The following is a 25,820-nucleotide window of genomic DNA, read 5'->3' as shown; positions in this document are numbered from 1 at the left end:
CGGCCGCATCGCGTTGATGCGCGGCGCCGACGGCGAGCGCTTCGTGCGTCGCGACCTGCGCCACGTCCCGCTGTGGCTGCGGCTGCCCGCGTGGTGGCTGGCGCGGCGCGAAGCGCGCGGGCTCGAGGCCGTGGCCGGCCTGCGCGATGTGCCGCAACTGCTGGGCTGGGACGGCCGCCGGCTCGATCGCAGCTACATGTCGGGTGCGGCGATGTACCAGCGGCCACCGCATGGCGATCTGATCTATTTCCGCCGGGCCCGTCGTCTGCTGCAGGCCCTGCACCGGCGCGGTGTCGCGCACAACGATCTGGCCAAGGAGGCCAACTGGCTGGTGCTCGACGATGGCCGGCCGGCGATCATCGATTTCCAGCTCGCGGTGCGCGGCGATCCGCGCGCGCGCTGGATGCGCCTGCTCGCGCGCGAGGACCTGCGCCATCTGCTCAAGCACAAGCGCATGTATTGCCGGGCGAGTCTGACCCCGGTCGAGATGCGCGTGCTCAAGCGCACCTCGTGGGTGCGCGATCTGTGGTTCCGCACCGGCAAGCCGGTCTACCGCGTGGTGACGCGGAAGATCCTCAAGTGGGAAGACAACGAGGGCCAGGGCCCGAAGCCCTGAGCGCGGCTCAGCGCAGGGCGAGCACGCGGCGGCCGGTGAAGCGGCGCGCGTCGTCGAAGTCGTAGCCCACGCGCAAGGTCCCATCGTCCGCGCAGGCATGGCAGGTGCGCATCGGTGTGACGAACACCAGGCGCACGCCGCCGCCGTCGAGTGCCTCCTGCCCGTCAGCGCGCGCGGGCGCCACAGGGAAGGCGTCGGGGTGCGCCTCGCGGAACGCGACGACGTCGGCGTGGGCCGGCTCCGCGCCGGCCAGCGGGTCGGCATCGACATCGATGATGCGTCCGGCCGCATCGACCAGCCAGGTGCCCTGATTGGTGTTGGCGCGGAACGGGAATTCGGTCGTCGCCACGCCAACGCCCTCGATCGACTGCCACGCCGCGACATGGCCGGCCTCGCCACGCTCGGCGAGCTGCGCCGTGGCCGCCAGCGCGGCCGGGCTCGCGCCGCTCGCCTGCATCGTCTCGCGCAGGCAGGCCTCGACCGGCGTCGCGCCACTGCCGCATTCCTCCAGCGTGCCGGTCCACACCGCGTCGGCGTCGAGGGGAACCGTCGTGGTGAAGGTGCCACTCGCTTCGGGCACCACGGCCGGTGGCGCCTGGCAGGCGGTCAGTGCGGACAGCAGCAACAGCATGAGGACCGGACGAGGCATCGAGGGCGGTTCCGCGGGTGAGAGCGCCCAGTATTCCGCAGTCCACTGAACGTTCGCTGCCGGCGCCCTGAAACGCGCCGCATAATGCCGCTCCGTCCGCACAGGAGCGCCGCATGTCGACACTGGCCGGCAAGACCCTCTTCATCACCGGTGCCTCGCGTGGCATCGGCCTGGCGATCGCCGAACGCGCCGCGCGCGATGGTGCCAACGTCGCGATCGCCGCGAAGTCGGAAGTCGCCAATCCCAAGCTGCCCGGCACGATTCACAGCGCCGCGCGCGCCGTGGAGGCCGCAGGCGGCCGCGCGCTGGCGCTCAAGTGCGACATCCGCGAGGACGACCAGGTGCGCGCCGCGGTTGCCGCAACCGTTGAAGCCTTCGGCGGCATCGACATCCTGGTCAACAACGCCAGCGCGATCTGGCTGCGCGGCACGCTGGATACGCCGATGAAACGCTTCGACCTGATGCAGCAGGTCAATTCCCGTGGCAGCTTCCTGTGCGCGCAGGCCTGTATGCCGCATCTGTTGAAGGCGTCGAACCCGCACATCCTCACCCTGTGTCCGCCGCCGTCGCTGGATCCCAAGTGGTGGGCGCCGCATACCGGCTACACGCTCGCGAAGATGGGCATGAGCTTCGTCACGCTGGGGCTTGCCGCCGAGTTCGGGCCGCAGGGCGTCGCCGTCAACGCGCTGTGGCCGCGCACGCTGATCGGCACCGACGCGCTGAACATGATTCCCGGCGTCGAGCGCGGCAACGGCCGCAACCCGACGATCATGGGCGACGCCGCGCACGCGGTGCTGGTACGCGAGGCCGCGGGTTTCCACGGCCGCTTCCTGATCGACGACGAGGTGCTGGCCGAGGCCGGCATCACCGATCTCGATGCCTATGCGATCGATCCGTCGCAGCCGCTGTTGCCGGACCTGTTCCTCGACTGAGCGTTGCGTTTCAGCGCGGCCACAAGCGGCGCTGGCGAAGCGCGCCGGGCACCGCCAACGCAGCGCCGACGATTGCGCCGGTCACATGCGCGGCATGGATCACCGGAAACGCGGCCACGCCTGCGACCGGCGTCCACTGTTCCGCGATGAGCTTGCCGGCCAACAGTACGGTGCCGATAAGCGCGATGCGGCCGCCACGACGCAGCAGAAGCCACGCTGCCCAGCCGTGCAGCAGCCCCGACAAGCCGGCGTACCACTGCAGATCAGGCACGGCGAGCAGCAGCCCGGCCGCGATCAACGGCAGCATCAACAGCGACGTGACCAGCAGCGGGCGCAACAGCCGCATGCGCGCCGCGATCAGCGCCATCAGCACCAGCGCGACCAGATTGATCGCGGCATGGCGCGGATCCAGATGCACCCAGTGGCCGCTCCACAGCCGCCACAGCTCCCCGCCGAGCACCGCGTCGCGGTCCAGCACCAGGGCGTCGAATGCGCGCGCCTGCAGCACGGACGGCGACACGGTGTCAGGCCGGGCGATCAGCCCCGGCGTCGCGCCGTGAGCAGCAGCGCGAGCGCGCCGAGCAGCGCGCCCAGTTCCCACAGCCCGAGGCTGCCGCCGCCACCGCGGCCACGCCAGCTGCCGCCCGAACGGCGGTCGACCAGCTTCACCTGGCCTTCCTCGCGGACGCGCGTGCTGAAATCGGCGATCGCCACGTCGAGGTTCGTGCTCATGTCGTCCATCGCCGCCTGGAACCCCTGGCGGCCCAGGCGCTCGCGGGTGTCGCCGACGCGGATCGCGGTCGAACCCGCATCGCGCTGGTCCTGGCCGGGCGCGCGCAGCAGCAGGGTGCGCGAGGCGACATGGAAGACCGTCGTCTCGACGAAGGTGCTGACCTGGTTGCGCGTGGCCGGCACGGTGTACGCGCCGATGATCGTCCAGTACAGGAACGATGCCGCGGTGTCGCCGGTATCGGCGACCTGGTCGTAGGACACCAGCGCCACGATGTCCAGGCCCTGCAGCCGTGCGATCTGCTCGAGGTTGTCGAAGCCACCGCGGCTGCGCAGGTAGGTGTCGGGAATGATCTCGATGCGCTCGATGAAGGGCTGGGCCTTGAACGTGTCGCGCACCTTCACCAGCAACTGCTGGCGATCCGCGGCGGTCAGGCCGGCCGGCTCGCGCGTCGACGGCACGAACATCAGGCCCACGCGGGCCGGCAACCGGACCTCGGGCACCCCTTCCTGCGCGGGCTCGAACTGGGTGCCCGGCGGATACAGATAGTCCACCACGCTGCTGGAGACGCCGGAGCGGTGGGTCGGGCCGTCGAAGAACGAGGCGCAGCCCGCCAGGGCGACGAGCGTGAGGGCGAGGGCGGCGACGCGTGCGCAGCGGCGCGCGGCGGAAACGATTTGATGCATGTCCATGCGGGTCCTTGTGTCCGGGGTCATCCAGCGACGACCGGCGGGACTATAGCCGGCCCTGCCAGGCCCCGGCACCGGGGCATGCCGCATGACGCTGTCCGCCGCGTCCGTCTGGATCAGGCGTCGAGCGCCTGTGCCAGATCGTCGAGCAGGTCCTGCGCATGTTCCAGCCCGACCGACAAGCGCAGCAGCCCACGCGGGGTCGTCGACGCCGGGCCTTCGATCGATGCACGGTGCTCGACCAGCGATTCGGTCGAGCCCAGTGAGGTCGCATTGGTGAACAAGCGCAGGCGACCGGCCACGGCAAGGGCCGCCGTTTCGCCGCCGTCCACTTCGAACGACAACATGCCGCCGAAGTCGCGCATCTGCGCCGCGGCCACGGCGTGCTGCGGATGATCCGGCAGGCCCGGGTAATGCACGCGCGCGACACGCGGATGCGCATGCAGGGCCAAGGCGAGTTGCTTAGCGTTGGCGCAGTGCCAGGCCATCCGCGCCGGCAGGGTGCGCACGCCGCGCAGGATCATCCAGGCCGCGAATGGCGACGCGGTGGCGCCGGCCAGCAGGCGCAGGCCGTGGCAGTCAGCCGCGTGCGCGCCGTCCTCGCGGAACGCCAGCACGCCGCCCATCACGTCGCCATGGCCGCCGAGGTATTTGGTCGCCGAGTGCAGGACGATGTCCGCGCCCAGCGCCAGCGGCTGCTGCAGCACCGGCGGGGCGAAGGTGCCATCGACCAGCAGCTGCGCGCCGGCGGCGTGCGCCACGTCGGCGAGCGCGGCGATGTCGCAGACCTTGAGCAGCGGGTTGGACGGTGTCTCGGCCCACAGCAGGCGGGTCTCGGGTCGCAGCGCGGCGCGTACCGCGTCGGGATCGCTGAAATCGGCCAGGCTCCAGGTCAGCCCCCAGCGCGGAAACTGCTGCGCGGCCAGCGCCCGGAACGAGAAGTAGCTGTCGTCGCACAGCACGACATGGCTGCCCGCCGGCAGGGCCTGCAGCGCGGTCGCGCCGGCGGCCATGCCGGTGGGAAACAGCAACGCCCGCGCGGCGCCGTCGAGCGCGGCCAGCGCCTGTTCGGTTTCGTGCTGGGTGGGATTGTCGTAGCGCTGGTACAGCCAGCCCTGCGGCAGCTGGCCGTCGGGCGTGTGCTCGAAGGTCGTGGCCAGCTGCAGCGGCACCGACAGCGCGCCACTGGTGGGGTCGGGCCGGCTGCCGGCGCGGGCGGCGAGGGTCTCAATGCGGGGCATGCTGTGCTCCGGGCGTGATGCGGGGGGAGCGCCGATTCTAGGGGCGCGGGTTCGCCGCGCGGGCGTTGCCGTTGGCGGTGTCGCACGGGCGGCCCGATAATGGCCGCGCCGGCGACCGCCTGCGCTTTCCGATGGAACCCCCCACGCCCATGACCGCTTCCCCGCCGCCGCCCGGCACTGCCGCCGATCTAATCGCCCTCGCCCAGCGTCACGTGCTGCCGGTCTATCGCCCACGCGAGCTGGTGCTCGAGCGCGGCGACGGCGCGCGCGTCTGGGACAGCGAAGGCCGCGAATACGTCGACCTGTCGGCGGGCATCGCCGTCTGCGGGCTCGGCCATAACGATCCCGATCTCGTGGCGGCACTGGTCGAACAGGCCGGCAAGCTGTGGCACACCAGCAACGTGTTCTTCAGCGAACCGCCGCTGCGCCTGGCCGCCGAACTGGTCGCCGCCAGCGGTTTCGCCACGCGCACCTTCCTGTGCAACTCCGGCGCCGAGGCCAACGAGGCGGCGATCAAGCTGGTGCGCAAGTGGGCGACCGCGCAAGGCCGCAGCCCGGATCGCCGCGTCATCGTGACCGCGCGCGGCAGCTTCCACGGCCGCACGCTGGCCGCGGTGACCGCGACCGCGCAGCCGAAATACCAGGCCGGCTACGAGCCGCTGCCCGGCGGCTTCCGCTACGTCGATTTCAACGACATCGCCCAGCTCGACGCCGCGATGGCCAATGGCGATGTCGCCGCCGTCATGCTCGAGCCCGTGCAGGGCGAGGGCGGCGTCATGCCCGCTGCCGACGGCTATCTGGCCGCGGTGCGCGCGCTGTGCGATCGCCATGACGCGCTGCTGGTGCTCGACGAGATCCAGTGCGGCATGGGCCGCACGGGCACGCTGTTCGCGCATCCCCAGGATGGCGTCGTGCCCGACATCGTCACGCTGGCCAAGGCGCTCGGCGGCGGCTTTCCGATCGGCGCCCTGCTGGCCGGCCCGAAAGTGGCCGAGGCCATGCAGTTCGGCGATCACGGCACCACCTTCGGTGGCAATCCGCTCGCCGCCGCGGTCGCGCGCGTCGCACTGCGCAAGCTGGCATCGAAGGACATCGCCGCCAACGTCGAACGTCAGTCACGCGCGCTGCGCGACGGCCTTGCCGCGCTCGATGCCGAGTTCGGCCTGTTCTCCGAAGTCCGCGGCCGCGGCCTGATGCTCGGCGCCGTGCTGCGCCCCGAGCATGCCGGCAAGGCCGCGACGATCCTCGACCACGCCGCGCGCCACGGCCTGCTGATGCTGCAGGCCGGCCCCGACGTGCTGCGGTTCGTGCCGGCGCTGAACATCACCGACGCCGACATCGCCGACGGTCTGACGCGGCTGCGCGCGGCGATCGCCGATGTCGTCGCCGCCGGCTGAGTCCGCCGCGGACGGCTGCGCGTTCTGCGCGATCCTTGCGGGCCAAATGCCCGCGAGCCTCGTCCATGAGGACGACCAGGTGGTCGCCTTCATGGGCCTGCGCCAGGCGGTGCCCGGGCACGTGCTCGTGGTGCCGCGCCAGCACGTCGACACCCTGTTCGACCTCGATGAAGACACCGCCGCCCAGCTGATGCGGGTCGCCGTCCGCATCGCACGCGCGGCCGATGCGGTCTTCGCACCCGACGGCCTCAACCTGTGGCAATCCAACCGCGAGGCGGGCGGGCAGGAGGTGCCGCATGTGCATCTGCACGTGCAACCGCGGATGAGGGGTGATGGCCTGCTGCGGATCTATCCCGTCGCGCTGCCCACGCCGGCGACCCGCGCCGTACTCGATGGGCTGGCGACGACGCTGCGCGCCGCGTTCGATGCCGGTCAGCTCAGCCCGTAGCGCCGCAGGACTTTACGCATCGACCGCGCGTCGACCACCGTGTCGGCATGCAGGCCGGCGGCGCGGGCACCCTGCACATGGACGAACAGATCGTCGACGAACAGCGTTTCCTGCGCGCGCACGTCGAAATGCGTGAGTGCGAGTTCGAAGATCGCGCGGTCGGGCTTTCTCGCGCCCAGCGCGCCGCTGCACAGCACGCGGCCGTGGAGCCTGGGAAGCAGTGGCGCGACGATCCGCGGCATCGCGTCGAGCACCAGCGCGCCGTTGTTGGTCAGCACGCCGATCTCGACCTGCTCGGCCACCGCTGCGACGAGATCCAGCATGGCGGGCTCCGCGGTCGTCGCGGCGATACGCGCCTCGATCCACGTGTCGGCTTCGATCGTGCGGCCGAGGCCGTCACCGAGGCGTTGAAGATAGGTCGCGCGATCGATGGCGCCGCTGTCGTAGGCGCGTTCCAGTCCGGACGCGAGCAGCACCCGAGATGCGTGGGCCGGCGTGCAGTCGGCGACGCGGGCCAGATAGGCGAGACGCGCATGATGCGAATAACGCACCAGCACGCCGTCGAAGTCGATCAGCACCAGCCGTATCGGCGGCGGCGTCCTCACCCCGCCGGCTCGTCCTGCGGAAGCCCGTGACCGCAGCGGCGGCAGTGCCAGGCTTCCTGCTCGTGATCCTGCAGTCCGCATTCGCTGCAGCGGACGTGGCGCCGTTTCGGGCGCAGTGTGCTGGCGAGCTCGGCGGTGTAGATGCCCGTGGGCACCGCGATGATGCTGTAGCCGATCAGGATCAGGATCGAGGTCACGAAGCGGCCGAACGGCGTGCCGGGCGAGATGTCGCCGAAGCCGACGGTGCCCATCGTCACCACCGCCCAGTACATGCCGGTCGGGATGCTGGTGAAGCCGTGCTCGGGGCCTTCGACCACGTACATCAGCGCGCCGAAGATCACGACGATGGTGATCAGCGCGCAGACGAATACCGAGATCTTGCGCCGGCTGCGCGCCATCGCGGTGATCAGCACGCTCGCCTCGCTGGAGTACTGCACCAGCTTGAGCACCCGGAACACGCGCAGCAGCCGCAGCACACGGATCACCAACAGGTACTGGCTGCCGGCGAACAGCAGCGACAGATAGCTCGGCAGGATCGCCAGCAGGTCGATGACCCCGAAGAAGCTCGTCGCATAGCGCAGCGGGCGGCGCACCGCCCACAGGCGCAGCCCGTATTCGATCGTGAACACGATGGTGAACGCCCACTCCGCAGCGAGCAGCGCGGAGTGCCAGCGGTCCTTCACCGCCGGTTCGCTGTCGAGCAACACCACGATCACGCTGACCAGAATGGTGACGATCAGCGCAATGTCGAAATTGCGCTCCGCGGGCGTCTCATGATGGAACAGCAACCGGTACATCCGGTTACGCAGTCCATCGGGCCTTGCAGGCAGCAGATCGCGCTCGAACGGATTGGCGCGCTCGTCGCGTTCCGTCTCGGGCGCGGGCGTGCTCATGCAGCCGCCAGCTCGGCGAAGGCACCGCGTGCAGCCTCGAGCGTCGCGTCGATCACGTCCGCGTCGTGCGCGGCGGACATGAAGCCGGCCTCGAAGGCCGACGGCGCGAGATACACGCCGCGGTCGAGCATCGCGTGGAAGAAGCGGTTGAACGCGGCCGTGTCGCAGGCCACGGCCTGGGCATAGGTGTCCACATACGCCTGGTCGGTGAAGAACAGGCCGAACATGCCGCCGACACGCGTCGTGGTGAACGCCACGCCGGCCTCGCGCGCGGCGGCCTCGAGGCCGTCGCACAGTGCATTCGAAGCGCCTTCGAGCGCGTCGTGGAAGCCCGGTGCCGATACCAGATCGAGCATCGCCAGGCCCGCGGCCATCGCCACCGGATTGCCGCTCAGCGTGCCGGCCTGATAGATCGGCCCGGCCGGTGCGATCTGTTCCATCAGGTCGCGGCGTCCGCCGTAGGCACCGACCGGCATGCCGCCGCCGATGATCTTGCCGAACGTGCTCAGGTCGGGCGTCACCCCGTAGCGCGCCTGCGCGCCGCCGAGTGCAACGCGGAAACCGGTCATCACTTCGTCGAAGATCAGCAGCGCGCCGTGCCGGGTGCACAGATCGCGCAGGTGCTGCAGGTAGCCGTCGCGCGGCGGCAGGCAGTTGGCGTTGCCCACGACGGGTTCGATGATCAGCCCGGCGATGTCGGCACCCACCTGCTCGAACAGCGCGGTCGCGGCGTCGAAATCGTTGTAGGGCAGGGTCAGCGTCAGATCGGCGAGCGCTTTCGGCACGCCGGGCGAGGTCGGCACGCCGAGCGTCAGTGCGCCGCTGCCGGCCTTGACCAGGAACGAATCGCCATGACCGTGATAGCAGCCTTCGAACTTGACGATGCAGGGGCGGCCGGTCGCGCCGCGCGCGAGGCGGATCGCCGACAGCGTGGCCTCGGTGCCGGAGTTCACCATGCGCACCATCTCGCACGACGGGATCAACGTGGTCAGCCGCTCGGCCATCGTGACTTCGGCCTCGCACGGGGCGCCGAAGGACAGACCGCCACCGATCGCCCGCTTCACCGCCTGGCGCACGCTGGCGTGGTTGTGGCCGACGATCATCGGGCCCCATGAGCCCACGTAGTCGATGTAGCGGTTGCCGTCGACGTCGAACAGATACGGGCCATCCGCGCGCTGGACGAAGAACGGCTCGCCGCCCACCGATTTGAACGCGCGCACCGGCGAGTTCACGCCGCCTGGCAGCAGGTGGCGGGCGCGTTCGAACAGGGCGTGCGAGCGGGAGGTGTCCATCGGAACTCCGGAAGTCGGGGGATTACAGATCGAAGGCGGCGCGGTAGGCGCGGGCGGCCGCTGCAGGATGGCGTGCATCGAAAACGCCGCTGATCACGGCCACCAGATCCGCACCGGCGGCCACGAGCTGGCGCGCATTGTCCGGCGTGATGCCGCCGATCGCCACCCGCGGCACCGGCGGCAGCGTCGCATCGCGCAGCAGCGCCTTGCCGGCGACCGGGGCGCCGGGCTTCGTGGGTGACGGGAAGAACGCGCCGAATGCCACATAACTCGCGCCGGCGGCGACCGCGCGCTGCGCGCGCGCGATGTCGGCGTAACACGACGCGCCGAGGATCGCTTCCGGGCCCAGCGCTGCGCGTGCCTCGCCGAGTTCGCCGTCGTCGTGGCCCAGGTGGGCCCCGTCAGTGCCTTCGTCCGCGGCCAGTCGCCAGTCGTCATTGACGATCAGCGGCACGCCGGTGGCACGGCACAGCGGCAACAACGCCAGCACCTGGGCGCGGCGCAGCGCGGCATCGGCCCGTTTGTTGCGGTACTGCAGCCAGGTCGCATGCGGCAGCACCGGAGCGACGCGTGCGAGCAGTCGCGCGGTGTCGGTTTCGTCGGGCGTGAGCAGGTACAGGCCGCGGGGCGCGGCGACGGAGCGGGCGTTCATCGGCGTGGGTTCCGGTGGAGGGAGCGCGATGGGACAATGCGGCATTACTTCCTAAGCCGCGTGCGGGCCATTATCCGATGAACGATTCGACGACGCAGACCGCCCACCGGACCTGGATGTGCGTGGTCTGCGGTTTCATCTACGACGAGGCCGCCGGCATTCCGGACGAAGGCATCGCGCCCGGCACCCGTTGGGAGGATGTGCCCGAGACCTGGACCTGTCCCGATTGCGGCGTCACCAAGGACGACTTCGAGATGATGACGGTCTGACGACACGTCAATGCGTGGCACGTCCGGCGCCGCCGATGCGCAGCAGCTGGGCCCGCAGTTCGCCGGCGTCGTCGGCATCCGCGTGGCGCACCAGATAGCGGCTGAGATCCTGCCGGGCGCCATCGAGGTGCCCGAGGGCCACATAGCCGAGCGCGCGTTCGCGCAGGGCATCCGGCGTATCCGGCGCCAGCTTCAGCAAGCGGTCCGCGCAGCGTACGACGCGCGGCCAGTCCTCGGCCGTCTGGTAGACGCCCATCAGATTGCGCAGCATGCGCATCAACATCGTCCGCGGCGACGCCGGCCGCAGGATCCGTGACAGCGTGGCGTCGTCCGGCGCGTCGCCGCCCAGATGGGGCCGGGCCCGCGTGCGCAGTTCCTCGAGATCAAGCGGGCGACCGCTGTTGAACGGGTCCATGACCAGCATTCCGTCGTCGACCGGAAGCCGCACCAGGAAGTGGCCGGGGAATGAAATCCCGTCCAGGGCGAGATCGAGCCGCCGCGCGACTTCCATCTGCACCATGGCGAGCGAGATCGGATTGCCCAGGCGCCGGTCGAAGACTTCGTTGAGATAGCTGTTGCGCGGGTCGTAATAGCGTTCGTGGTCACCGGTGTAGCCCAGTTCCTCGAACAGGTGACGGTTGATCGCCTGCATCTTCAGCGGGCCGTACGCGATCGTGTCGATCTCCACACGCAGGTGCGCCACATGGGTGCGGACGAGGGCGTGGTAGTGGTCGGCGTCGAGAGCCGGGTACTCGTCGCGCGCGATCAGCAGCGCGACCTCGAACAGCGGCAATGCCTCGTCGTCGAGCCCGGCCAGCGCGTTCCAGTCTGGGAGCGGCGTGGCGTCATCCATGCCCGAAGCCTGCGCCGGTGCATCGCACCATGCAAGCCGACGCACCGATCAGGGGGCGGCGATCGCCGGCGAGAGCGTCAGTTCGGCGCCGTCCTGCAGCCCGATGCGCTGGGCTTCGCCGGCATTGAGCTCCAGCACATAACGGGCCGGTGCGCTGCTCGGATAGCTCGGGCAGCGGTTGCCGCCGGAACAGGGCGGCACGTCGCGCTGCTGCGACACCAGCCGCCGCGCATCGTCGAAATAGAGGATGTCGAGCGCGATGCGGGTGTTCTTCATCCAGTAGGCCAGCGGCGCCTCGTGTTCATGGATAAACAGCATGCCGCGGTCGGCCTCCATCGAATCGCGGAACATCAGTCCGCGTGCACGGGCTTCATCGGTATCCGCGATCTCCACGCGGTACCGGTGCCCATCCAGTTCCACCCAGGGGTCGCTCGCACACGCAGGCAGCAGCAGGGGCGCCAGCAGGGCGAGCAGAAGCAGACGGGCGATGCGCATGGTGTCGAAACCGGGAGGTGGGCGGGACACCCACCTTCTGCAAGTCCGTGCGGGTCGTCAAGAATGAGGCGGGCAGGGGCTTTGCAAACCGAAATGATCTGTGCATAATTCGCGCCCCGCACGGCGGGCTGCTCTTCGGAGCGGCGGGTCGGGCGGGGAGTGAGGAGGTCGAAAACGCGTTTCACGCGGTGTTGACAGACTCGGAAGCCGCGGTAAGATGTGCGGCTCGCTTCAACGAAAAGGCCTTCGGGCCGGACGCTGAAGCCGGCAGAACTCTCCCCCTCACGGGGTGTTGACGAAAGCCAAAACCGCGCTAGAATGGGCGGCTCGCTTCGGAGGAAACGACGAAGCAGTGGGAAGCAGGCGCTGAGGCCGCTTCCGCAGATCTTTGACAGTGTGCGCAGGATACTTATGCGGACGTCTGGCTGGTGGTGTTAGTCCATTAGCAGACGTTCTAGAAAGAGCAAGAAAGATTCAAAAGCATGCAAATGCTGGTGAGTAGTTCGAGTTCTGGAAAAGACGACTGCACTCGAAGCATTAGATGTCACTTCGGTGATGTCGAAAATTTTAAGTGAAGAGTTTGATCCTGGCTCAGAGTGAACGCTGGCGGCAGGCCTAACACATGCAAGTCGAACGGCAGCACAGAGGAGCTTGCTCCTTGGGTGGCGAGTGGCGGACGGGTGAGGAATACATCGGAATCTGCCTATTTGTGGGGGATAACGTAGGGAAACTTACGCTAATACCGCATACGACCTACGGGTGAAAGCGGAGGACCTTCGGGCTTCGCGCAGATAGATGAGCCGATGTCGGATTAGCTAGTTGGCGGGGTAAAGGCCCACCAAGGCGACGATCCGTAGCTGGTCTGAGAGGATGATCAGCCACACTGGAACTGAGACACGGTCCAGACTCCTACGGGAGGCAGCAGTGGGGAATATTGGACAATGGGCGCAAGCCTGATCCAGCCATGCCGCGTGGGTGAAGAAGGCCTTCGGGTTGTAAAGCCCTTTTGTTGGGAAAGAAAAGCAGTCGGTTAATACCCGATTGTTCTGACGGTACCCAAAGAATAAGCACCGGCTAACTTCGTGCCAGCAGCCGCGGTAATACGAAGGGTGCAAGCGTTACTCGGAATTACTGGGCGTAAAGCGTGCGTAGGTGGTTTGTTAAGTCTGATGTGAAAGCCCTGGGCTCAACCTGGGAATTGCATTGGATACTGGCAGGCTAGAGTGCGGTAGAGGGTAGTGGAATTCCCGGTGTAGCAGTGAAATGCGTAGAGATCGGGAGGAACATCCGTGGCGAAGGCGACTACCTGGACCAGCACTGACACTGAGGCACGAAAGCGTGGGGAGCAAACAGGATTAGATACCCTGGTAGTCCACGCCCTAAACGATGCGAACTGGATGTTGGGTTCAATTAGGAACTCAGTATCGAAGCTAACGCGTTAAGTTCGCCGCCTGGGGAGTACGGTCGCAAGACTGAAACTCAAAGGAATTGACGGGGGCCCGCACAAGCGGTGGAGTATGTGGTTTAATTCGATGCAACGCGAAGAACCTTACCTGGCCTTGACATGTCGAGAACTTTCCAGAGATGGATTGGTGCCTTCGGGAACTCGAACACAGGTGCTGCATGGCTGTCGTCAGCTCGTGTCGTGAGATGTTGGGTTAAGTCCCGCAACGAGCGCAACCCTTGTCCTTAGTTGCCAGCACGTAATGGTGGGAACTCTAAGGAGACCGCCGGTGACAAACCGGAGGAAGGTGGGGATGACGTCAAGTCATCATGGCCCTTACGGCCAGGGCTACACACGTACTACAATGGGAAGGACAGAGGGCTGCAAACCCGCGAGGGCAAGCCAATCCCAGAAACCTTCTCTCAGTCCGGATCGGAGTCTGCAACTCGACTCCGTGAAGTCGGAATCGCTAGTAATCGCAGATCAGCATTGCTGCGGTGAATACGTTCCCGGGCCTTGTACACACCGCCCGTCACACCATGGGAGTTTGTTGCACCAGAAGCAGGTAGCCTAACCGCAAGGGGGGCGCTTGCCACGGTGTGGCCGATGACTGGGGTGAAGTCGTAACAAGGTAGCCGTATCGGAAGGTGCGGCTGGATCACCTCCTTTAGAGACAAGGCTGCATCGCTTGTCCAGGCGTCCTCATAAGTAACCTGCACGATTGGTAATCAAGCAAGACTGGGTCTGTAGCTCAGGTGGTTAGAGCGCACCCCTGATAAGGGTGAGGCCGGTGGTTCGAGTCCTCCCAGACCCACCACTTGGGGCCTTAGCTCAGCTGGGAGAGCACCTGCTTTGCAAGCAGGGGGTCGTCGGTTCGATCCCGACAGGCTCCACCATTCTTGATTGATGAGATACCGATCGCTGCGCACACATCAGATTTGAATGGTGCCGGGCATTGTGGCCCGACACCGGTTCTTTGAAAAATAGGGAAGTAGCGAGCGTCTGAGACAAGAACTCATACGTGTCGTGTGGCTAAGGCGGGGACCTCGAGTCCCTAGTAAATTGAGTCGTTATATTTGCGTCGATGCTTTGTACCCATCGACAGAAGTATGGCTCCGAGGCAACTTGGGGTTATATGGTCAAGCGAATAAGCGCACACGGTGGATGCCTTGGCGGTCAGAGGCGATGAAGGACGTGGTAGCCTGCGAAAAGTATCGGGGAGCTGGCAACAAGCTTTGATCCGGTAATGTCCGAATGGGGAAACCCACCTCTTAGGAGGTATCGTGCAGTGAATACATAGCTGTACGAGGCGAACGCGGTGAACTGAAATATCTAAGTAACCGTAGGAAAAGAAATCAACCGAGATTCCCTGAGTAGTGACGAGCGAACGGGGAACAGCCCAAAAGTCGATATGGTTCTAGCAAAACGGTCCTGGAAAGACCGGCCATAGAAGGTGATAGCCCTGTATGCGAAAGGGCCATATCGATGAAAAATGAGTAGGGCGGGGCACGAGAAACCCTGTCTGAATATGGGGGGACCATCCTCCAAGGCTAAATACTCCTGACCGACCGATAGTGAACCAGTACCGTGAGGGAAAGGCGAAAAGAACCCCGGAGAGGGGAGTGAAATAGACCCTGAAACCGTGTGCGTACAAGCAGTAGGAGCCTCGCAAGGGGTGACTGCGTACCTTTTGTATAATGGGTCAGCGACTTATTGTTCGTGGCAAGCTTAACCGTATAGGGGAGGCGAAGGGAAACCGAGTCTGATAAGGGCGCATAGTCGCGGGCAATAGACCCGAAACCGGGTGATCTAGTCATGCCCAGGGTGAAGGTTGAGTAACATCAACTGGAGGCCCGAACCCACTCCCGTTGCAAAGGTAGGGGATGAGGTGTGATTAGGAGTGAAAAGCTAATCGAACCCGGAGATAGCTGGTTCTCCTCGAAAGCTATTTAGGTAGCGCCTCATGTGAATCTTCTTGGGGGTAGAGCACTGTTATGGCTAGGGGGTCATTGCGACTTACCAAACCATTGCAAACTCCGAATACCAAGACAGACTGCATGGGAGACACACGGCGGGTGCTAACGTCCGTCGTGAAAAGGGAAACAACCCAGACCCACAGCTAAGGTCCCAAATTATCACTAAGTGGGAAACGATGTGGAAAGGCACAGACAGCCAGGAGGTTGGCTTAGAAGCAGCCACCCTTTAAAGAAAGCGTAATAGCTCACTGGTCGAGTCGGTCTGCGCGGAAGATTTAACGGGGCTAAGTGATAAACCGAAGCTTGGGGTGCACATATTTATATGTGCGCGGTAGAGGAGCGTTCCGTAAGCCGTCGAAGGCAGATTGAGAAGTCTGCTGGAGGTATCGGAAGTGCGAATGCTGACATGAGTAACGATAATGGGGGTGAAAAGCCTCCACGCCGAAAGCCCAAGGTTTCCTTGCGCAACGTTAATCGACGCAGGGTGAGTCGGCCCCTAAGGCGAGGCAGAAATGCGTAGTCGATGGGAAGCTGGTTAATATTCCAGCACCTCGCATAAGTGCGATGGGGGGACGGAGAAGGTTAGGTCTACCAGGCGTTGGTTGTCCTGGGGAAAGGCGGTAGGAGTGGGTCTTAGGCAAATCCGGGACCCTTTAACTCCGAGCACCGAGACGAGCTCATTAGAGCGAAGTGACTGATACCACGCTTCCAGGAAAAGCCCCTAAGCTTCAGCTTATGCAGACCGTACCGTAAACCGACACAGGTGGGTAGGAAGAGAATTCTAAGGCGCTTGAGAGAACTCGGGTGAAGGAACTAGGCAACATAGCACCGTAACTTCGGGAGAAGGTGCGCCCTTGATCGTGGCCCATGCGGGCTACAGCGATCGGGGGCCGCAGTGACCAGGCCGCTGCGACTGTTTATCAAAAACACAGGACTCTGCAAACACGAAAGTGGACGTATAGGGTCTGACGCCTGCCCGGTGCCGGAAGGTTAATTGATGGGGTCAGCCGCAAGGCGAAGCTCTTGATCGAAGCCCCGGTAAACGGCGGCCGTAACTATAACGGTCCTAAGGTAGCGAAATTCCTTGTCGGGTAAGTTCCGACCTGCACGAATGGCGTAACGATGGCGGCGCTGTCTCCACCCGAGACTCAGTGAAATTGAAATCGCTGTGAAGATGCAGCGTTCCCGTGGCAAGACGGAAAGACCCCGTGAACCTTTACTATAGCTTTACATTGAACGTTGAGTTCGTCTGTGTAGGATAGGTGGGAGGCTATGAAACCCTGGCGCTAGCTGGGGTGGAGCCAACCTTGAAATACCACCCTGTCGTGCTTGACGTTCTAACCTAGGTCCGTTATCCGGATCGGGGACCATGTATGGTGGGTAGTTTGACTGGGGCGGTCTCCTCCCAAAGAGTAACGGAGGAGCTCGAAGGTACGCTCAGCGCGGTCGGACATCGCGCACTGTGTGCAAAGGCATAAGCGTGCTTGACTGCGAGATCGACGGATCAAGCAGGTAGGAAACTAGGACTTAGTGATCCGGTGGTTCTGTATGGAAGGGCCATCGCTCAACGGATAAAAGGTACTCCGGGGATAACAGGCTGATACCGCCCAAGAGTTCATATCGACGGCGGTGTTTGGCACCTCGATGTCGGCTCATCACATCCTGGGGCTGTAGTCGGTCCCAAGGGTATGGCTGTTCGCCATTTAAAGTGGTACGCGAGCTGGGTTCAGAACGTCGTGAGACAGTTCGGTCCCTATCTGCCATGGGCGTTGGAGATTTGAGAGGGGCTGCTCCTAGTACGAGAGGACCGGAGTGGACGAACCTCTGGTGTTCCGGTTGTCACGCCAGTGGCACTGCCGGGTAGCTATGTTCGGAAGCGATAACCGCTGAAAGCATCTAAGCGGGAAGCGCGCCTCAAGATGAGATCTCCCGGGAGCTTGACTCCCCTGAAGGAACCATCAAGACCAGGTGGTTGATAGGCTGGGTGTGTAAGTACAGCAATGTATTGAGCTAACCAGTACTAATGATCCGTGCGGCTTGACCATATAACCTCAAGTTGCTTCTAACCGAAGCATCCTTGGCCAACGACACGAATGAGTCGTCTAAAATGTTCGCTACTTCCCAACCTCTGAGAGCGTGAGCGCTGTCAGTCCCACTTTCGATCGCATACCTGCGTCGATAACCGGACCGATCGGCGACCCTCCACCCTCTCCCTGGTGACTATAGCTGTATGGAACCACCCGATCCCATTCCGAACTCGGAAGTGAAACGTACATGCGCCGATGGTAGTGTGCATCTAGCATGCGAGAGTAGGTCATCGCCAGGGTTTTTTACCCCGAAACCCTCGCCCACAAGGCGGGGGTTTCTTTTTGTCCGGAATTCTTGCAGATGGGCCGCAACGGACGCGAGGAAATGCCCGCTCGCGACCGGCCGGCGGGTGACGACATTCCATCGATCGCTGAGGGAGTTAATCCCGAGACGTCGGTGGCGTGCGGTGGTGTGCGGTGATCGAAGGGCCTGAGGTTGACTGCGTGGACATCCAGAAAGCCCGAAGCAACGCGATAGGCGGGTTTACCGCTTTGAACAACGGCTCGAAAGACTGGAATGTCGCCCAGGCCGACCTCGAAGAGGGCGGGTGCGCGGATATCGAGGCCACTTGATCGAAGGAAAGCAAGATTCTCAGGATGGTGGGCTTGAACGCCCGATCGAGAAAGGACGACGCCTAGGCAGGGAATCCTCTCGAAGGCGCTGAATGCCTGAGATCCATGCCCGTTACCTGCGCTAAGCGAGTCCATCCCGACACCTGGGGAAGCGTCGCGCGCCCTCGTCTGGCGACCGTCGTCGCTACATTGCCTGCGAGGGATCGACGAGGCTCTTCGGCAGGCTGTCCGCGCCATTCCTTATCAATCGGGTTGGCAGCACGTGCCGGGCTTACGAACCTCCTGCAAAGGGCGGGTAGATCGCGCCAGCGACAGACGCGCGGTCGCATTACGCGGTCCATCAGGGAGTCCATCCCGACAACTGGGGAAGCCTCGCGCCGTCGTCTGGCGAGGTCGTCGCTACCTTGCTTGCCAGGGATCGGTGAGTGCTCTTCGACAGGCTGTCCGCACCACGTGCGTCGCCTCGAAGACCCGCCTGGATCCCGTGCGGATCTTGCGGCCGGCTATGCTGCTCACCACCTGGCGACTAGCGACATGCAGGCTCGAATGGACGTAGCGAAGCGCCCGTCGTGCTTCTCGACGGCGCCCCTGCCTGCAATTCCCGTCCGGGGCGCAGCGGGGTCGTCGTGTATCGTCCTCGGCTGCCCCCACGTCCGGACCCTTCGTCGCCGCCGATGAGCATCTACGCACTCGAGTCCGTCTTCCGCCCGCGTTCGGTCGCCGTCGTCGGCGCCAGCCCGCGGGCGCGGTCGCTCGGGCGTCTGGTGTTGCAGCAACTGCGGGACGGCGGCTTCACGGGGCCGATCGGACTGGTCAATCCGCGCTACCGGCAGATCGACGGTATCGACGCGGTGGCCCGCCTCGCGGACCTGCCGTTTGTGCCCGAGCTGGTGGTCATCGCCGCGCCACCCGCAGACGTCGCGGATGTCGCGCGTGCCGCGGCGGAACGCGGCGCCCGGGCTGCGATCGTGTTGACCCGCGACATGGGTGACGGCGCGGGCTCCCACAATGCGGCGCTCGCCGACGTGGCCCGCCAGCACGGGCTGCGGATCGTCGGGCCGAACTGTCTCGGCGTCATCGCACCGCATGCGAAGCTCTTCGCGAGTTTCGCCGCGCATGCACCGGTGCCGGGTGATCTGGCGCTGATTTCCCAGTCCGGCGCCGTCGCCGCGGGCATGATCGAATGGAGCCGGCCGCGCGGTATCGGGTTCTCCGCGGTAGCCTCGCTCGGCGACGCGCTGGATGTCGATTTCGCCGATCTTCTCGACTATTTCGCGACCGATCGACACACCCGGGCAATCCTGCTGTACGTCGAACGCATTCGCGATGCACGCAAGTTCCTCAGCGCCGCGCGGGCGGCCGCCCGCGCGAAACCGGTGGTGGTGGTCAAGCCCGGACGCCATGCGCGTTCCGCCGTGTCCGATGCGACCCAGAGCGCCGCCCTCGCGGCGCCCGACGCGGTCTACGACGCCGCGTTCCGGCGCGCCGGACTGTTGCGTGTGCACGCCCTCGATGAACTGTTCGCCGCCGCGGAGACGCTGTCCCACCTGCAGATGCCGCAGGGGCCGCGACTGGCGGTGATGACCAATGGCATCGGTGTCGGCAAGCTCGCCCTGGACCGGCTCATCGACCTGGGCGGCGAGCGCGCCGAACTCTCGGATGTGACCGTGCAGGCGCTCGACGCCGCGCTTCCGCGTGGCTGGTCGCGTCGCAATGCCGTGGACATGCTCGGCGATGCCGACGGTGCGCGGTATGCCGCGACACTCGAGGCGTTGCTCGAAGACCCCAACAACGATGCAGTGCTGGCGCTTCATGTGCCGACGGTCCTGTCCTCGCCGCGCGAGGCCGCGGACGCGGTCGTCTCGACCCTCGCGGCGCACGGTCAGCGCCCGACGCGCAAACCGACGCTGGCGGTGTGGATCGGTGACGACGCGCCGGCGCGGCAGACGCTCGGCGACGCCGGGGTGCCCGCGTTCGCGAGCGAAGCGGATGCCGTGCGCGGTTTCATGTACCTGGTGCGGCATCGCGAGGCGCAACGCGCCCTGATGGAGACCCCGCCGAGCCTGCCCGACGATTTCGTCGTCGACGTCGCGGCCGCGCGCGCAACCGTCGCGGCCGCGCTCGCGGCGGGTGCGCGCTGGCTCGATCCACCCTCGACGGCCCGGCTGTTCGAGGCCTACGGCATTCCGTTGACGCCGTCGGTGGCCTGTGCCGATGCCGCCTGCGCGGGACGCGCCGCCGAGACCCTGCTGGCCGGCGGCGGCACGGTCGCGGTCAAACTGTGGTCGGTCGACATCGCCCACAAATCGGACGTCGATGGCGTGCGCCTCGGGTTGTCCAGCGTGGACGCGGTGCGTACGGCGACGGACGAGCTGGTCGAGCGGGCGCGTCGGTTGCGGCCGCAGGCGCGTATCGACGGCGTTACCGTGCATCCGATGATCGTTCGACCCAAGGCGCGCGAACTGATCGCCGGCATCGCCGACGATCCGACCTTCGGTCCGGTCGTGGTGTTCGGACGGGGCGGCACGGCGGTCGATGTGATCGACGACAAGGCGCTCGCGCTGCCGCCGCTGGATCTCCGGCTGGCCCACGAGTTGATCGGGCGGACACGGGTTTCGCGCATCCTCAAGGCCTATCGCGACGTACCGGCGGCCGACGAACGCGCGATCGCACTGGTGCTGGTCAAGCTGGCGCAGATGGCCGCCGACATCCCGGAAATCGACGCCGTCGACGTCAACCCGCTGCTGGCCGATCGAGACGGCGTGCTGGCGCTCGATGCACGCGTCGGCATCGCGCCGGTGAAGCGCCTGCATCGCGGCCGGGGCCATCCGCGGTTCGCGATCTTTCCCTATCCGAGCGAATGGGAGCGCACGATCACGTTGGCGAACGGCGCGCAGGCCTTCGTGCGTCCGGTGCGTCCCGAGGACGACGGCATGTTTCGCCGGTTCTTCGAAAAGGTCAGCAGCGAGGATCTGCGCCTGCGGTTCTTCAGCGCGGTGCGCCATTTCAGCCACGAATTCATCGCCCGGCTCACCCAGCTCGACTACGCGCGGTCGATCGCGCTCGCGGCGATCGATCCGGTCACCGGCGAGATGCTCGGCGCGGTGCGTCTGCTCGCAGATGCGAACTACGACACCGGCGAGTACGGGATCATGGTGCGCTCGGATCTCAAGGGTGCGGGCCTGGGCTGGCGGCTGATGCGGATCATGATCGAGTACGCCGCCTGGCAGGGCCTGCACACGGTCGAGGGCCAGGTGCTGCGTGAAAACACCACGATGCTGGCAATGTGCCGCCAGCTCGGGTTCCGGATCGAGACCGATCCCGACGACGCCACGATCGCGATCGTCCGCCTGCCGATCGGCACCTTGCCCGACGCCACCTGACCACGCGCGCCTGCCGTCGCGCCGTCCGCGACCGGCGCCGCGATAATGGCGGGGTGCGCAAGATCCTCCACATCGACATGGACGCGTTCTACGCGTCGGTCGAGCAACGCGACGATCCCGCGCTGCGCGGTCGGCCCGTGGTGGTGGCCTGGCGTGGCGCGCGGTCGGTAGTCTGCGCCGCGTCCTACGAGGCGCGCCCGTTCGGCGTGCGCTCGGCGATGCCGGCGGTGACGGCCGAGCGCCTGTGCCCGGACGCGATCTTCGTGCCGCCGGATTTCGCGCGTTACAAGGCCGTCTCGCGGCAGGTGCGCGAGATCTTCCTGGAGCACACCGATCTGGTGCAGCCGCTGTCGCTGGACGAGGCCTATCTCGACGTCACGGCGCCGAAGATTCCCTCGCCCAGCGCGACCGCGACCGCCGAGGCGATCCGCGCGCAGATCCGTGAGGTCACGCAGCTCACTGCATCGGCCGGTGTCGCGCCGAACAAGTTCCTGGCCAAGATCGCCTCGGACTGGCGCAAGCCCGACGGTGTCTTCGTCGTCAAACCCGCCCAGGTGGAGGCGTTCCTCACGCCATTGCCGGTCGGCAAGATTCCCGGCGTCGGCAAGGTGATGGAGAAGAAGCTCGCCGATCTCGGCGTGGCCACCGTCGGGGATCTGCGCAGCCTCGCGCGCGAGGAGCTGGAATTACGCTTCGGTGCCTTCGGCGCGCGCCTCTACCAGCGCGCGCGCGGGATCGACGAGCGCCCGGTCGAACCCGATCAGCCGGTGCAGTCGATCTCCTCGGAAGACACCTTCGAAACCGATCTGCCGCTGGAGGATCTCGCGCCGATGATCGAGCGGCTGGCCGAGAAGACGTGGCTGGCCACGCGCAAGACCGAGCGGGTCGGGCGCACCGTCGTGCTCAAGCTCAAGACCTCGCAGTTCCGCATCCTCACCCGCAGTTTCACGCCGGATGCGCCGCCGGCGTCGCAGGACGAACTGGTCCGCATCGCCCTCGCCTTGCGCGCGCGCGTGGATCTGCCGGCCTCGACGCGGTATCGCCTGGTGGGCGTGGGGATCGGCGGATTCCGGGAGCGCGAAGAGCTGCCGATGCAGGCCGGTCTGTTCGGGGGGAGCTAGGGATCCGCTGAGGCTGTCCGTCAGCGGTGTGAACGCGGATGCGCTTCTTCAACAGGCGAGCGGTAGATCGATGCCGCCCTTGAAGCGCTTGGATCGAAATGCACTGGATTCCCGCGTTCGCGGGAATGACGAGCACGAGCAGGTTTTCTAAGGCCTTCCATACAGGACTGGAGCGGCGGGGTGGAGATGGCGTCGCGGCGAGACCGGGCTGTCGCTGCACGCGGTGCGCGGCCGTCGAGACAGATGCGCGTTGCCGTGACGCGTGCGTTTTCATCTCGGCAGCGCAGGTCGGGCGTATCGGCGTGAGGCGAAGCGCGGCGGGGGGTGTGTCCGCTGTGGGCACCCGGCGGGGGCGGCGTGCAGACATGAGACGGCGCGCCGATGCCACGCCGGACCCGGACGCAGGCCGAGCCGGAGCGCGGGACGGCAGGCCGTAGGCGGCGCTGTCTGGGCCTCGTATTCCGGAAGGCGCCCACGCTGGCTTCCCTGTGCCGCGGGAACGAGGGCGCTGCGCTGGGCGTGGCGTTTCGCTGGCGCACGCACCTGCCTCGCCACGCGGCACCCGGTCCGCCGCGCCGTCCAAGATCGCGCCGCGCCCGGATGTGTCTGCAGGTGGGCGCGTTACGCCGGCTGCCAGTCGAACGCGAGCGTCTCGTCGCGCGCGAAGCGCTGCAGGTGGTTTTCGATGACCTGCCGGTAGCGCTCGATGCTGTCGGCGTCATCCAATGTCAGTACGATCCGCAGCGCGTCGCCATCGACGCTGAAGTCCGCGCCCTGCGCGGCATCGACGAACGGCACGAACGCATGCGCCTCGTCGTCCCGGCGGATCTCGAACTTGTGCCGCCAGTGGTTGCACAGCGTGCGCAGCAGACGCGGGGCGTCATTGGATCGGGTGGTCGTGGTGGTGCGGGGCATTGCAGGCTCCGTGACGGCGTGCCGCGAGGATAGTGGGTGCGCCGTCGACGCGACGGCGCGGCGGGCCAACACTGTGTTGCAGCGGGCCGCGGCGCGCGCGATCGCGCACACTAGCGCGCCCGAAGACAGGAACGCCCGAGATGTCAGCAGTCGCCGCCGTGAACGGATTTCCCTGGCCGGTCGTGTTGTTCGATCTGGACGGCACCCTGGTCGACAGCGCCTCCGACATCGCCGCGTCCGTCAACCGCTTGCTGGTCGAGCTGGGTCACACGGCCGTCGACGAGGCGACCGTGCGTGGCTGGATCGGCGACGGTGCGGGCCAGCTGGTCGGGCAGGCGTTGCGCCATGCGGGCGACACGCGCGACGTCGAGTCGGTGATGCCGCGCTTCCTTCGTCATTACGAGGACTGCCTGCTGCTCGATCCGAGGCTGTATCCCGGTGTCGAAGCCACCCTTCAGGCCTTGCAGGCGGCCGGTGTGCGGATGGCCGTGTGTACCAACAAGCCGACGCCGTTCGTGGCGCCGCTGCTCGAGGCGATGGGCATCGCGCCGTATTTCGAGCATGTGCTCGGCGCGGGCGAACTGCCGCAGCGCAAGCCCGACCCGGCACCGCTGCGGCATCTGGCCGCGCAGTTCGGCGTGCCGGTCGAGCAGTGTCTGATGGTCGGGGATTCCTCGACCGATGCCGAAGCCGCGATCGCGGCCGGCGCGCCGCTGGTGCTGGTGAGCTACGGCTACCGGCGTGCGTTCGACCTGCACGGCTGCGGCGCGCATGCGGTGATCGACCGCTTCGAGCAGCTGCTCGCAGTGCGCTGACGCCGTACCCGGACGCGGCTCACGGCCCGGGCGCGTCCGCCAGCAGGCGCGCGCGGATTTCGGCCGCGATCCGGGCCGTCTCGCGCAGCGGCGTCACGGCGCCTGCTGTCTGTAAGGCCTCGCCCAGCACCTGCACCCGGCCGTCGGCGATGAGCCCGTCGACGAACTGCCGCGGCCGGCCGTCGACGCGCTGCGGCTCGAACGCGAACACCGGCGCGCGGGTCGCGCAGGCTTCGGACAGCATGTTCACCGAATCGGCGGAACACACCAGCCGGTCGGCCCAGGCCAGCACGCCGGGATAGGGGTTGGGGCCATCGCCTTCATCCGCCCAGAGCAGCCCCGCGCGCCCGTGGTAGCGCGTGCGCAGGGCCGCGCGTACGGCCTCGGGGGTCCGCCGCGAGCCGACCAGCAGCAGGCTGCCGCCATCGGCGGCGACGAGCGCGTCCAGTCGCCCGGCCAGCGCCGAGAACGCGGCGACATCGAACCGGCCATGGCGCGAATCGCCGCCGAGCAGCACACCGGTCCGCGGACCGGGCAGGGTGCCGATCGCCGGATGCGCACGGCGCGCCGCGGCCAGCCAGACATCGTCGACCGGATGCAGGCTGCCCCGGGTGACCAGCACGTTGTCGCCGCGTACGGCGTCGTGCTGCGGCACCACGACGAGATCCCAGTGCCGGGCGTCGAGTCGCGGATCGAGAATCTGCACTGTGCGTGCGCCGCGGTGTCCGGCCAGCCGCGTGGCGAGCGCCGCCTGACGGCCGCAGCCGATGGCGAGGGCAGGCGGCCGCCGCAGCGCGGCGGCGAAGTCCGGGCCAAAGGCCGCCTCGGCACCGGGCAGGCGCCGCGGCGCGAGCCAGCGCCAGGGCGCGCGCGTCTGCAGATGCAGGGCGTGCGCCTCGCCGCTCAACGCCTCGGCCAATGCCTCAGCCTGGCGGGCATTGCCGGCACGGCCATCACTGACCGCCCAGATTTGGTGGTAATCCGACACGATGGGCGGCGCTCGTTCCACGTATGTGACCATCCGTTCCGACCGGATCACGAGTCCTGCCGCCCGGGGACTCTACACTTCGGGGCTGTTCAGCCCAATTCTCGAGGCCCCGATGACCGACATCCTGTCCGATGCCGCGCTCGACCAGCTCTTCCGCACCGCGCGCACCTACAACGGCTTCAGCGGTGAGATCGACGACGCCACGCTGCGCCGGCTCTACGACCTGCTGAAGTTCGCACCGACGTCGGCCAATGCCTCGCCGGCGCGCTTCGTGTTCGTGAAATCGGCCGAGGCCAAGGCCAGGCTGGCGCCGGCGCTGAGCGAGGGCAATCTGGACAAGACGATGTCGGCGCCGGTCACCGTGATCATCGGCCACGACGAGGATTTCCACGAGAAACTGCCGTTCCTGTTCCCGCACACCGATGCCAAGAGCTGGTTCGACGGTCCGCGCGAGAACCGCCGCGAGGCCGCGTTCCGCAACGGCAGCCTGCAGGGCGCGTATCTGATTCTCGCTGCGCGCGCGCTCGGGCTCGACACCGGGGCGATGTCGGGGTTCGACAATGCCAAGGTGGATGCCGCGTTCTTCGCCGGCACCGCGGTCAAGTCGAACTTCCTCGTCAATCTCGGCATCGGTGATCCGTCGACGATCTTCCCGCGTTCGCCGCGGCTGCCGTTCGACGAAGCCGCCCGCATCGTCTGAGCGCACCCCAAGTCCCGCGCGGCCGCCCGGTCGCGCGTTCCACCACACGATCCATCA

Annotated in this window: 22 protein-coding genes, 2 tRNA genes and 3 rRNA genes; 15 read left to right on the top strand and 12 right to left on the bottom strand. The window is 66.5% G+C overall.

The window, feature by feature from the left end; genetic code table 11:
• The first annotated feature begins 16 nt into the window (after positions 1 to 16).
• On the top strand, positions 17 to 616 hold the full coding sequence (locus ACF3M1_RS15580; RefSeq protein ID WP_394005298.1) for a serine/threonine protein kinase: 600 nt from the start codon (positions 17 to 19) through the stop codon (positions 614 to 616).
• Between the two features lie 7 nt (positions 617 to 623).
• Here ACF3M1_RS15580 and ACF3M1_RS15575 read toward each other — a convergent pair whose 3' ends face one another.
• Positions 624 to 1,265, bottom strand: coding sequence for a hypothetical protein (locus tag ACF3M1_RS15575; protein WP_394002167.1), 642 nt, complete (start codon positions 1,263 to 1,265; stop codon positions 624 to 626).
• Between the two features lie 113 nt (positions 1,266 to 1,378).
• On the opposite strand from ACF3M1_RS15575, the gene ACF3M1_RS15570 reads away from it, so the two are divergent.
• Complete coding sequence (locus ACF3M1_RS15570) at positions 1,379 to 2,197, top strand: SDR family oxidoreductase (RefSeq protein WP_394002165.1); 819 nt, start codon at positions 1,379 to 1,381, stop codon at positions 2,195 to 2,197.
• Between the two features lie 10 nt (positions 2,198 to 2,207).
• On the opposite strand, the gene rrtA is transcribed toward ACF3M1_RS15570, so the two are convergent.
• From rrtA to ACF3M1_RS15555, 3 genes are all read right to left on the bottom strand, one after another.
• Positions 2,208 to 2,717 (bottom strand): rhombosortase, encoded by a 510-nt coding sequence (gene rrtA / locus ACF3M1_RS15565; RefSeq protein ID WP_394002163.1) that lies wholly within the window; start codon positions 2,715 to 2,717, stop codon positions 2,208 to 2,210.
• A 17-nt stretch (positions 2,718 to 2,734) separates the two neighbouring features.
• Positions 2,735 to 3,613: a rhombotarget lipoprotein gene (gene rhlP, locus ACF3M1_RS15560; RefSeq protein ID WP_394002161.1), complete on the bottom strand. Its 879-nt coding sequence runs from the start codon at positions 3,611 to 3,613 to the stop codon at positions 2,735 to 2,737.
• A gap of 119 nt (positions 3,614 to 3,732) precedes the next feature.
• On the bottom strand, positions 3,733 to 4,857 hold the full coding sequence (locus ACF3M1_RS15555; RefSeq protein WP_394002159.1) for a trans-sulfuration enzyme family protein: 1,125 nt from the start codon (positions 4,855 to 4,857) through the stop codon (positions 3,733 to 3,735).
• 149 nt (positions 4,858 to 5,006) lie between these two features.
• Here ACF3M1_RS15555 and ACF3M1_RS15550 point away from each other — a divergent pair, with 149 nt between their 5' ends.
• Together ACF3M1_RS15550 and ACF3M1_RS15545 are read left to right on the top strand one after the other, a co-directional pair.
• Entirely contained in the window at positions 5,007 to 6,254 is a 1,248-nt protein-coding gene (locus ACF3M1_RS15550) for an acetylornithine transaminase (RefSeq protein WP_394002157.1), read from the top strand.
• A 46-nt stretch (positions 6,255 to 6,300) separates the two neighbouring features.
• The gene (locus ACF3M1_RS15545; RefSeq protein ID WP_394002155.1) at positions 6,301 to 6,702 is read left to right on the top strand and encodes an HIT family protein; all 402 of its coding nucleotides are present in this window, start codon (positions 6,301 to 6,303) and stop codon (positions 6,700 to 6,702) included.
• Here ACF3M1_RS15545 and ACF3M1_RS15540 read toward each other — a convergent pair.
• The 4 genes from ACF3M1_RS15540 to thiE are packed head-to-tail and all read right to left on the bottom strand — an operon-like array spanning position 6,687 to position 10,144.
• Positions 6,687 to 7,277 carry an HAD-IA family hydrolase gene (locus ACF3M1_RS15540; protein WP_394005297.1) on the bottom strand — a complete coding sequence of 197 codons (591 nt, stop codon included), beginning with the start codon at positions 7,275 to 7,277 and terminating at the stop codon, positions 6,687 to 6,689. The two genes, ACF3M1_RS15545 and ACF3M1_RS15540, sit on opposite strands and share 16 nt — an antisense overlap.
• 26 nt (positions 7,278 to 7,303) lie before the next feature.
• Positions 7,304 to 8,200 carry an ion transporter gene (locus ACF3M1_RS15535; RefSeq protein ID WP_394002153.1) on the bottom strand — a complete coding sequence of 299 codons (897 nt, stop codon included), beginning with the start codon at positions 8,198 to 8,200 and terminating at the stop codon, positions 7,304 to 7,306.
• Positions 8,197 to 9,492, bottom strand: a complete 1,296-nt coding sequence (gene hemL / locus ACF3M1_RS15530) for a glutamate-1-semialdehyde 2,1-aminomutase (RefSeq protein ID WP_394002151.1) — start codon at positions 9,490 to 9,492, stop codon at positions 8,197 to 8,199. The genes ACF3M1_RS15535 and hemL overlap by 4 nt, the downstream gene beginning before the upstream one ends.
• Before the next feature lie 22 nt (positions 9,493 to 9,514).
• A complete protein-coding gene (gene thiE / locus ACF3M1_RS15525; RefSeq protein ID WP_394002149.1) occupies positions 9,515 to 10,144 on the bottom strand; it encodes a thiamine phosphate synthase in 630 nt (209 codons plus the stop codon).
• A 77-nt stretch (positions 10,145 to 10,221) separates the two neighbouring features.
• Here thiE and ACF3M1_RS15520 point away from each other — a divergent pair, with 77 nt between their 5' ends.
• A complete protein-coding gene (locus tag ACF3M1_RS15520) occupies positions 10,222 to 10,413 on the top strand; it encodes a rubredoxin (RefSeq protein ID WP_394002147.1) in 192 nt (63 codons plus the stop codon).
• A gap of 7 nt (positions 10,414 to 10,420) precedes the next feature.
• Here ACF3M1_RS15520 and ACF3M1_RS15515 read toward each other — a convergent pair whose 3' ends face one another.
• Both ACF3M1_RS15515 and ACF3M1_RS15510 read right to left on the bottom strand, forming a co-directional pair.
• On the bottom strand, positions 10,421 to 11,266 hold the full coding sequence (locus ACF3M1_RS15515) for a SirB1 family protein (RefSeq protein WP_394002145.1): 846 nt from the start codon (positions 11,264 to 11,266) through the stop codon (positions 10,421 to 10,423).
• A gap of 48 nt (positions 11,267 to 11,314) precedes the next feature.
• Positions 11,315 to 11,761: a DUF192 domain-containing protein gene (locus ACF3M1_RS15510; RefSeq protein ID WP_394002144.1), complete on the bottom strand. Its 447-nt coding sequence runs from the start codon at positions 11,759 to 11,761 to the stop codon at positions 11,315 to 11,317.
• A gap of 568 nt (positions 11,762 to 12,329) precedes the next feature.
• Between ACF3M1_RS15510 and ACF3M1_RS15505 the strand changes: the two genes are divergently transcribed.
• The 8 genes from ACF3M1_RS15505 (at position 12,330) to dinB (ending at position 22,345) form a co-directional block, all read left to right on the top strand.
• Positions 12,330 to 13,874: ribosomal RNA gene (locus ACF3M1_RS15505) — 16S ribosomal RNA — on the top strand.
• A 71-nt stretch (positions 13,875 to 13,945) separates the two neighbouring features.
• Positions 13,946 to 14,022 (top strand) — tRNA-Ile (locus ACF3M1_RS15500).
• Positions 14,023 to 14,025: 3 nt separating this feature from the next.
• Positions 14,026 to 14,101 (top strand) — tRNA-Ala (locus ACF3M1_RS15495).
• Positions 14,102 to 14,342: 241 nt separating this feature from the next.
• Positions 14,343 to 17,226, top strand: a 23S ribosomal RNA gene (locus tag ACF3M1_RS15490).
• 167 nt (positions 17,227 to 17,393) lie between these two features.
• Positions 17,394 to 17,507 (top strand): 5S ribosomal RNA (rrf, locus tag ACF3M1_RS15485).
• The 16S, 23S and 5S rRNA genes sit together here with 2 tRNA genes alongside, the layout of an rRNA operon.
• A gap of 205 nt (positions 17,508 to 17,712) precedes the next feature.
• The gene (locus ACF3M1_RS15480; RefSeq protein WP_394002142.1) at positions 17,713 to 17,841 is read left to right on the top strand and encodes a hypothetical protein; all 129 of its coding nucleotides are present in this window, start codon (positions 17,713 to 17,715) and stop codon (positions 17,839 to 17,841) included.
• 674 nt (positions 17,842 to 18,515) lie between these two features.
• A complete protein-coding gene (locus tag ACF3M1_RS15475; RefSeq protein ID WP_394002140.1) occupies positions 18,516 to 21,224 on the top strand; it encodes a bifunctional acetate--CoA ligase family protein/GNAT family N-acetyltransferase in 2,709 nt (902 codons plus the stop codon).
• Positions 21,225 to 21,301: 77 nt separating this feature from the next.
• Positions 21,302 to 22,345 carry a DNA polymerase IV gene (dinB, locus tag ACF3M1_RS15470; protein WP_394005296.1) on the top strand — a complete coding sequence of 348 codons (1,044 nt, stop codon included), beginning with the start codon at positions 21,302 to 21,304 and terminating at the stop codon, positions 22,343 to 22,345.
• Between the two features lie 621 nt (positions 22,346 to 22,966).
• On the opposite strand, the gene ACF3M1_RS15465 is transcribed toward dinB, so the two are convergent.
• Positions 22,967 to 23,260 carry a DUF2218 domain-containing protein gene (locus ACF3M1_RS15465; protein ID WP_394002138.1) on the bottom strand — a complete coding sequence of 98 codons (294 nt, stop codon included), beginning with the start codon at positions 23,258 to 23,260 and terminating at the stop codon, positions 22,967 to 22,969.
• A gap of 140 nt (positions 23,261 to 23,400) precedes the next feature.
• Here ACF3M1_RS15465 and gph point away from each other — a divergent pair, with 140 nt between their 5' ends.
• Positions 23,401 to 24,075: a phosphoglycolate phosphatase gene (gene gph / locus ACF3M1_RS15460; RefSeq protein ID WP_394002136.1), complete on the top strand. Its 675-nt coding sequence runs from the start codon at positions 23,401 to 23,403 to the stop codon at positions 24,073 to 24,075.
• Between the two features lie 19 nt (positions 24,076 to 24,094).
• On the opposite strand, the gene ACF3M1_RS15455 is transcribed toward gph, so the two are convergent.
• A complete protein-coding gene (locus ACF3M1_RS15455) occupies positions 24,095 to 25,084 on the bottom strand; it encodes a mitochondrial fission ELM1 family protein (protein ID WP_394002134.1) in 990 nt (329 codons plus the stop codon).
• Positions 25,085 to 25,175: 91 nt separating this feature from the next.
• Here ACF3M1_RS15455 and ACF3M1_RS15450 point away from each other — a divergent pair, with 91 nt between their 5' ends.
• Complete coding sequence (locus ACF3M1_RS15450; RefSeq protein WP_394002132.1) at positions 25,176 to 25,763, top strand: malonic semialdehyde reductase; 588 nt, start codon at positions 25,176 to 25,178, stop codon at positions 25,761 to 25,763.
• The last annotated feature ends 57 nt before the right edge of the window (positions 25,764 to 25,820 follow it).

The sequence above is a fragment of the Luteimonas sp. WGS1318 genome (assembly GCF_043187535.1).
GTDB lineage: Bacteria > Pseudomonadota > Gammaproteobacteria > Xanthomonadales > Xanthomonadaceae > Luteimonas.
Note: the sequence above shows the minus strand (reverse complement) of the source record. Positions and strands in the feature narration are given on the sequence as shown.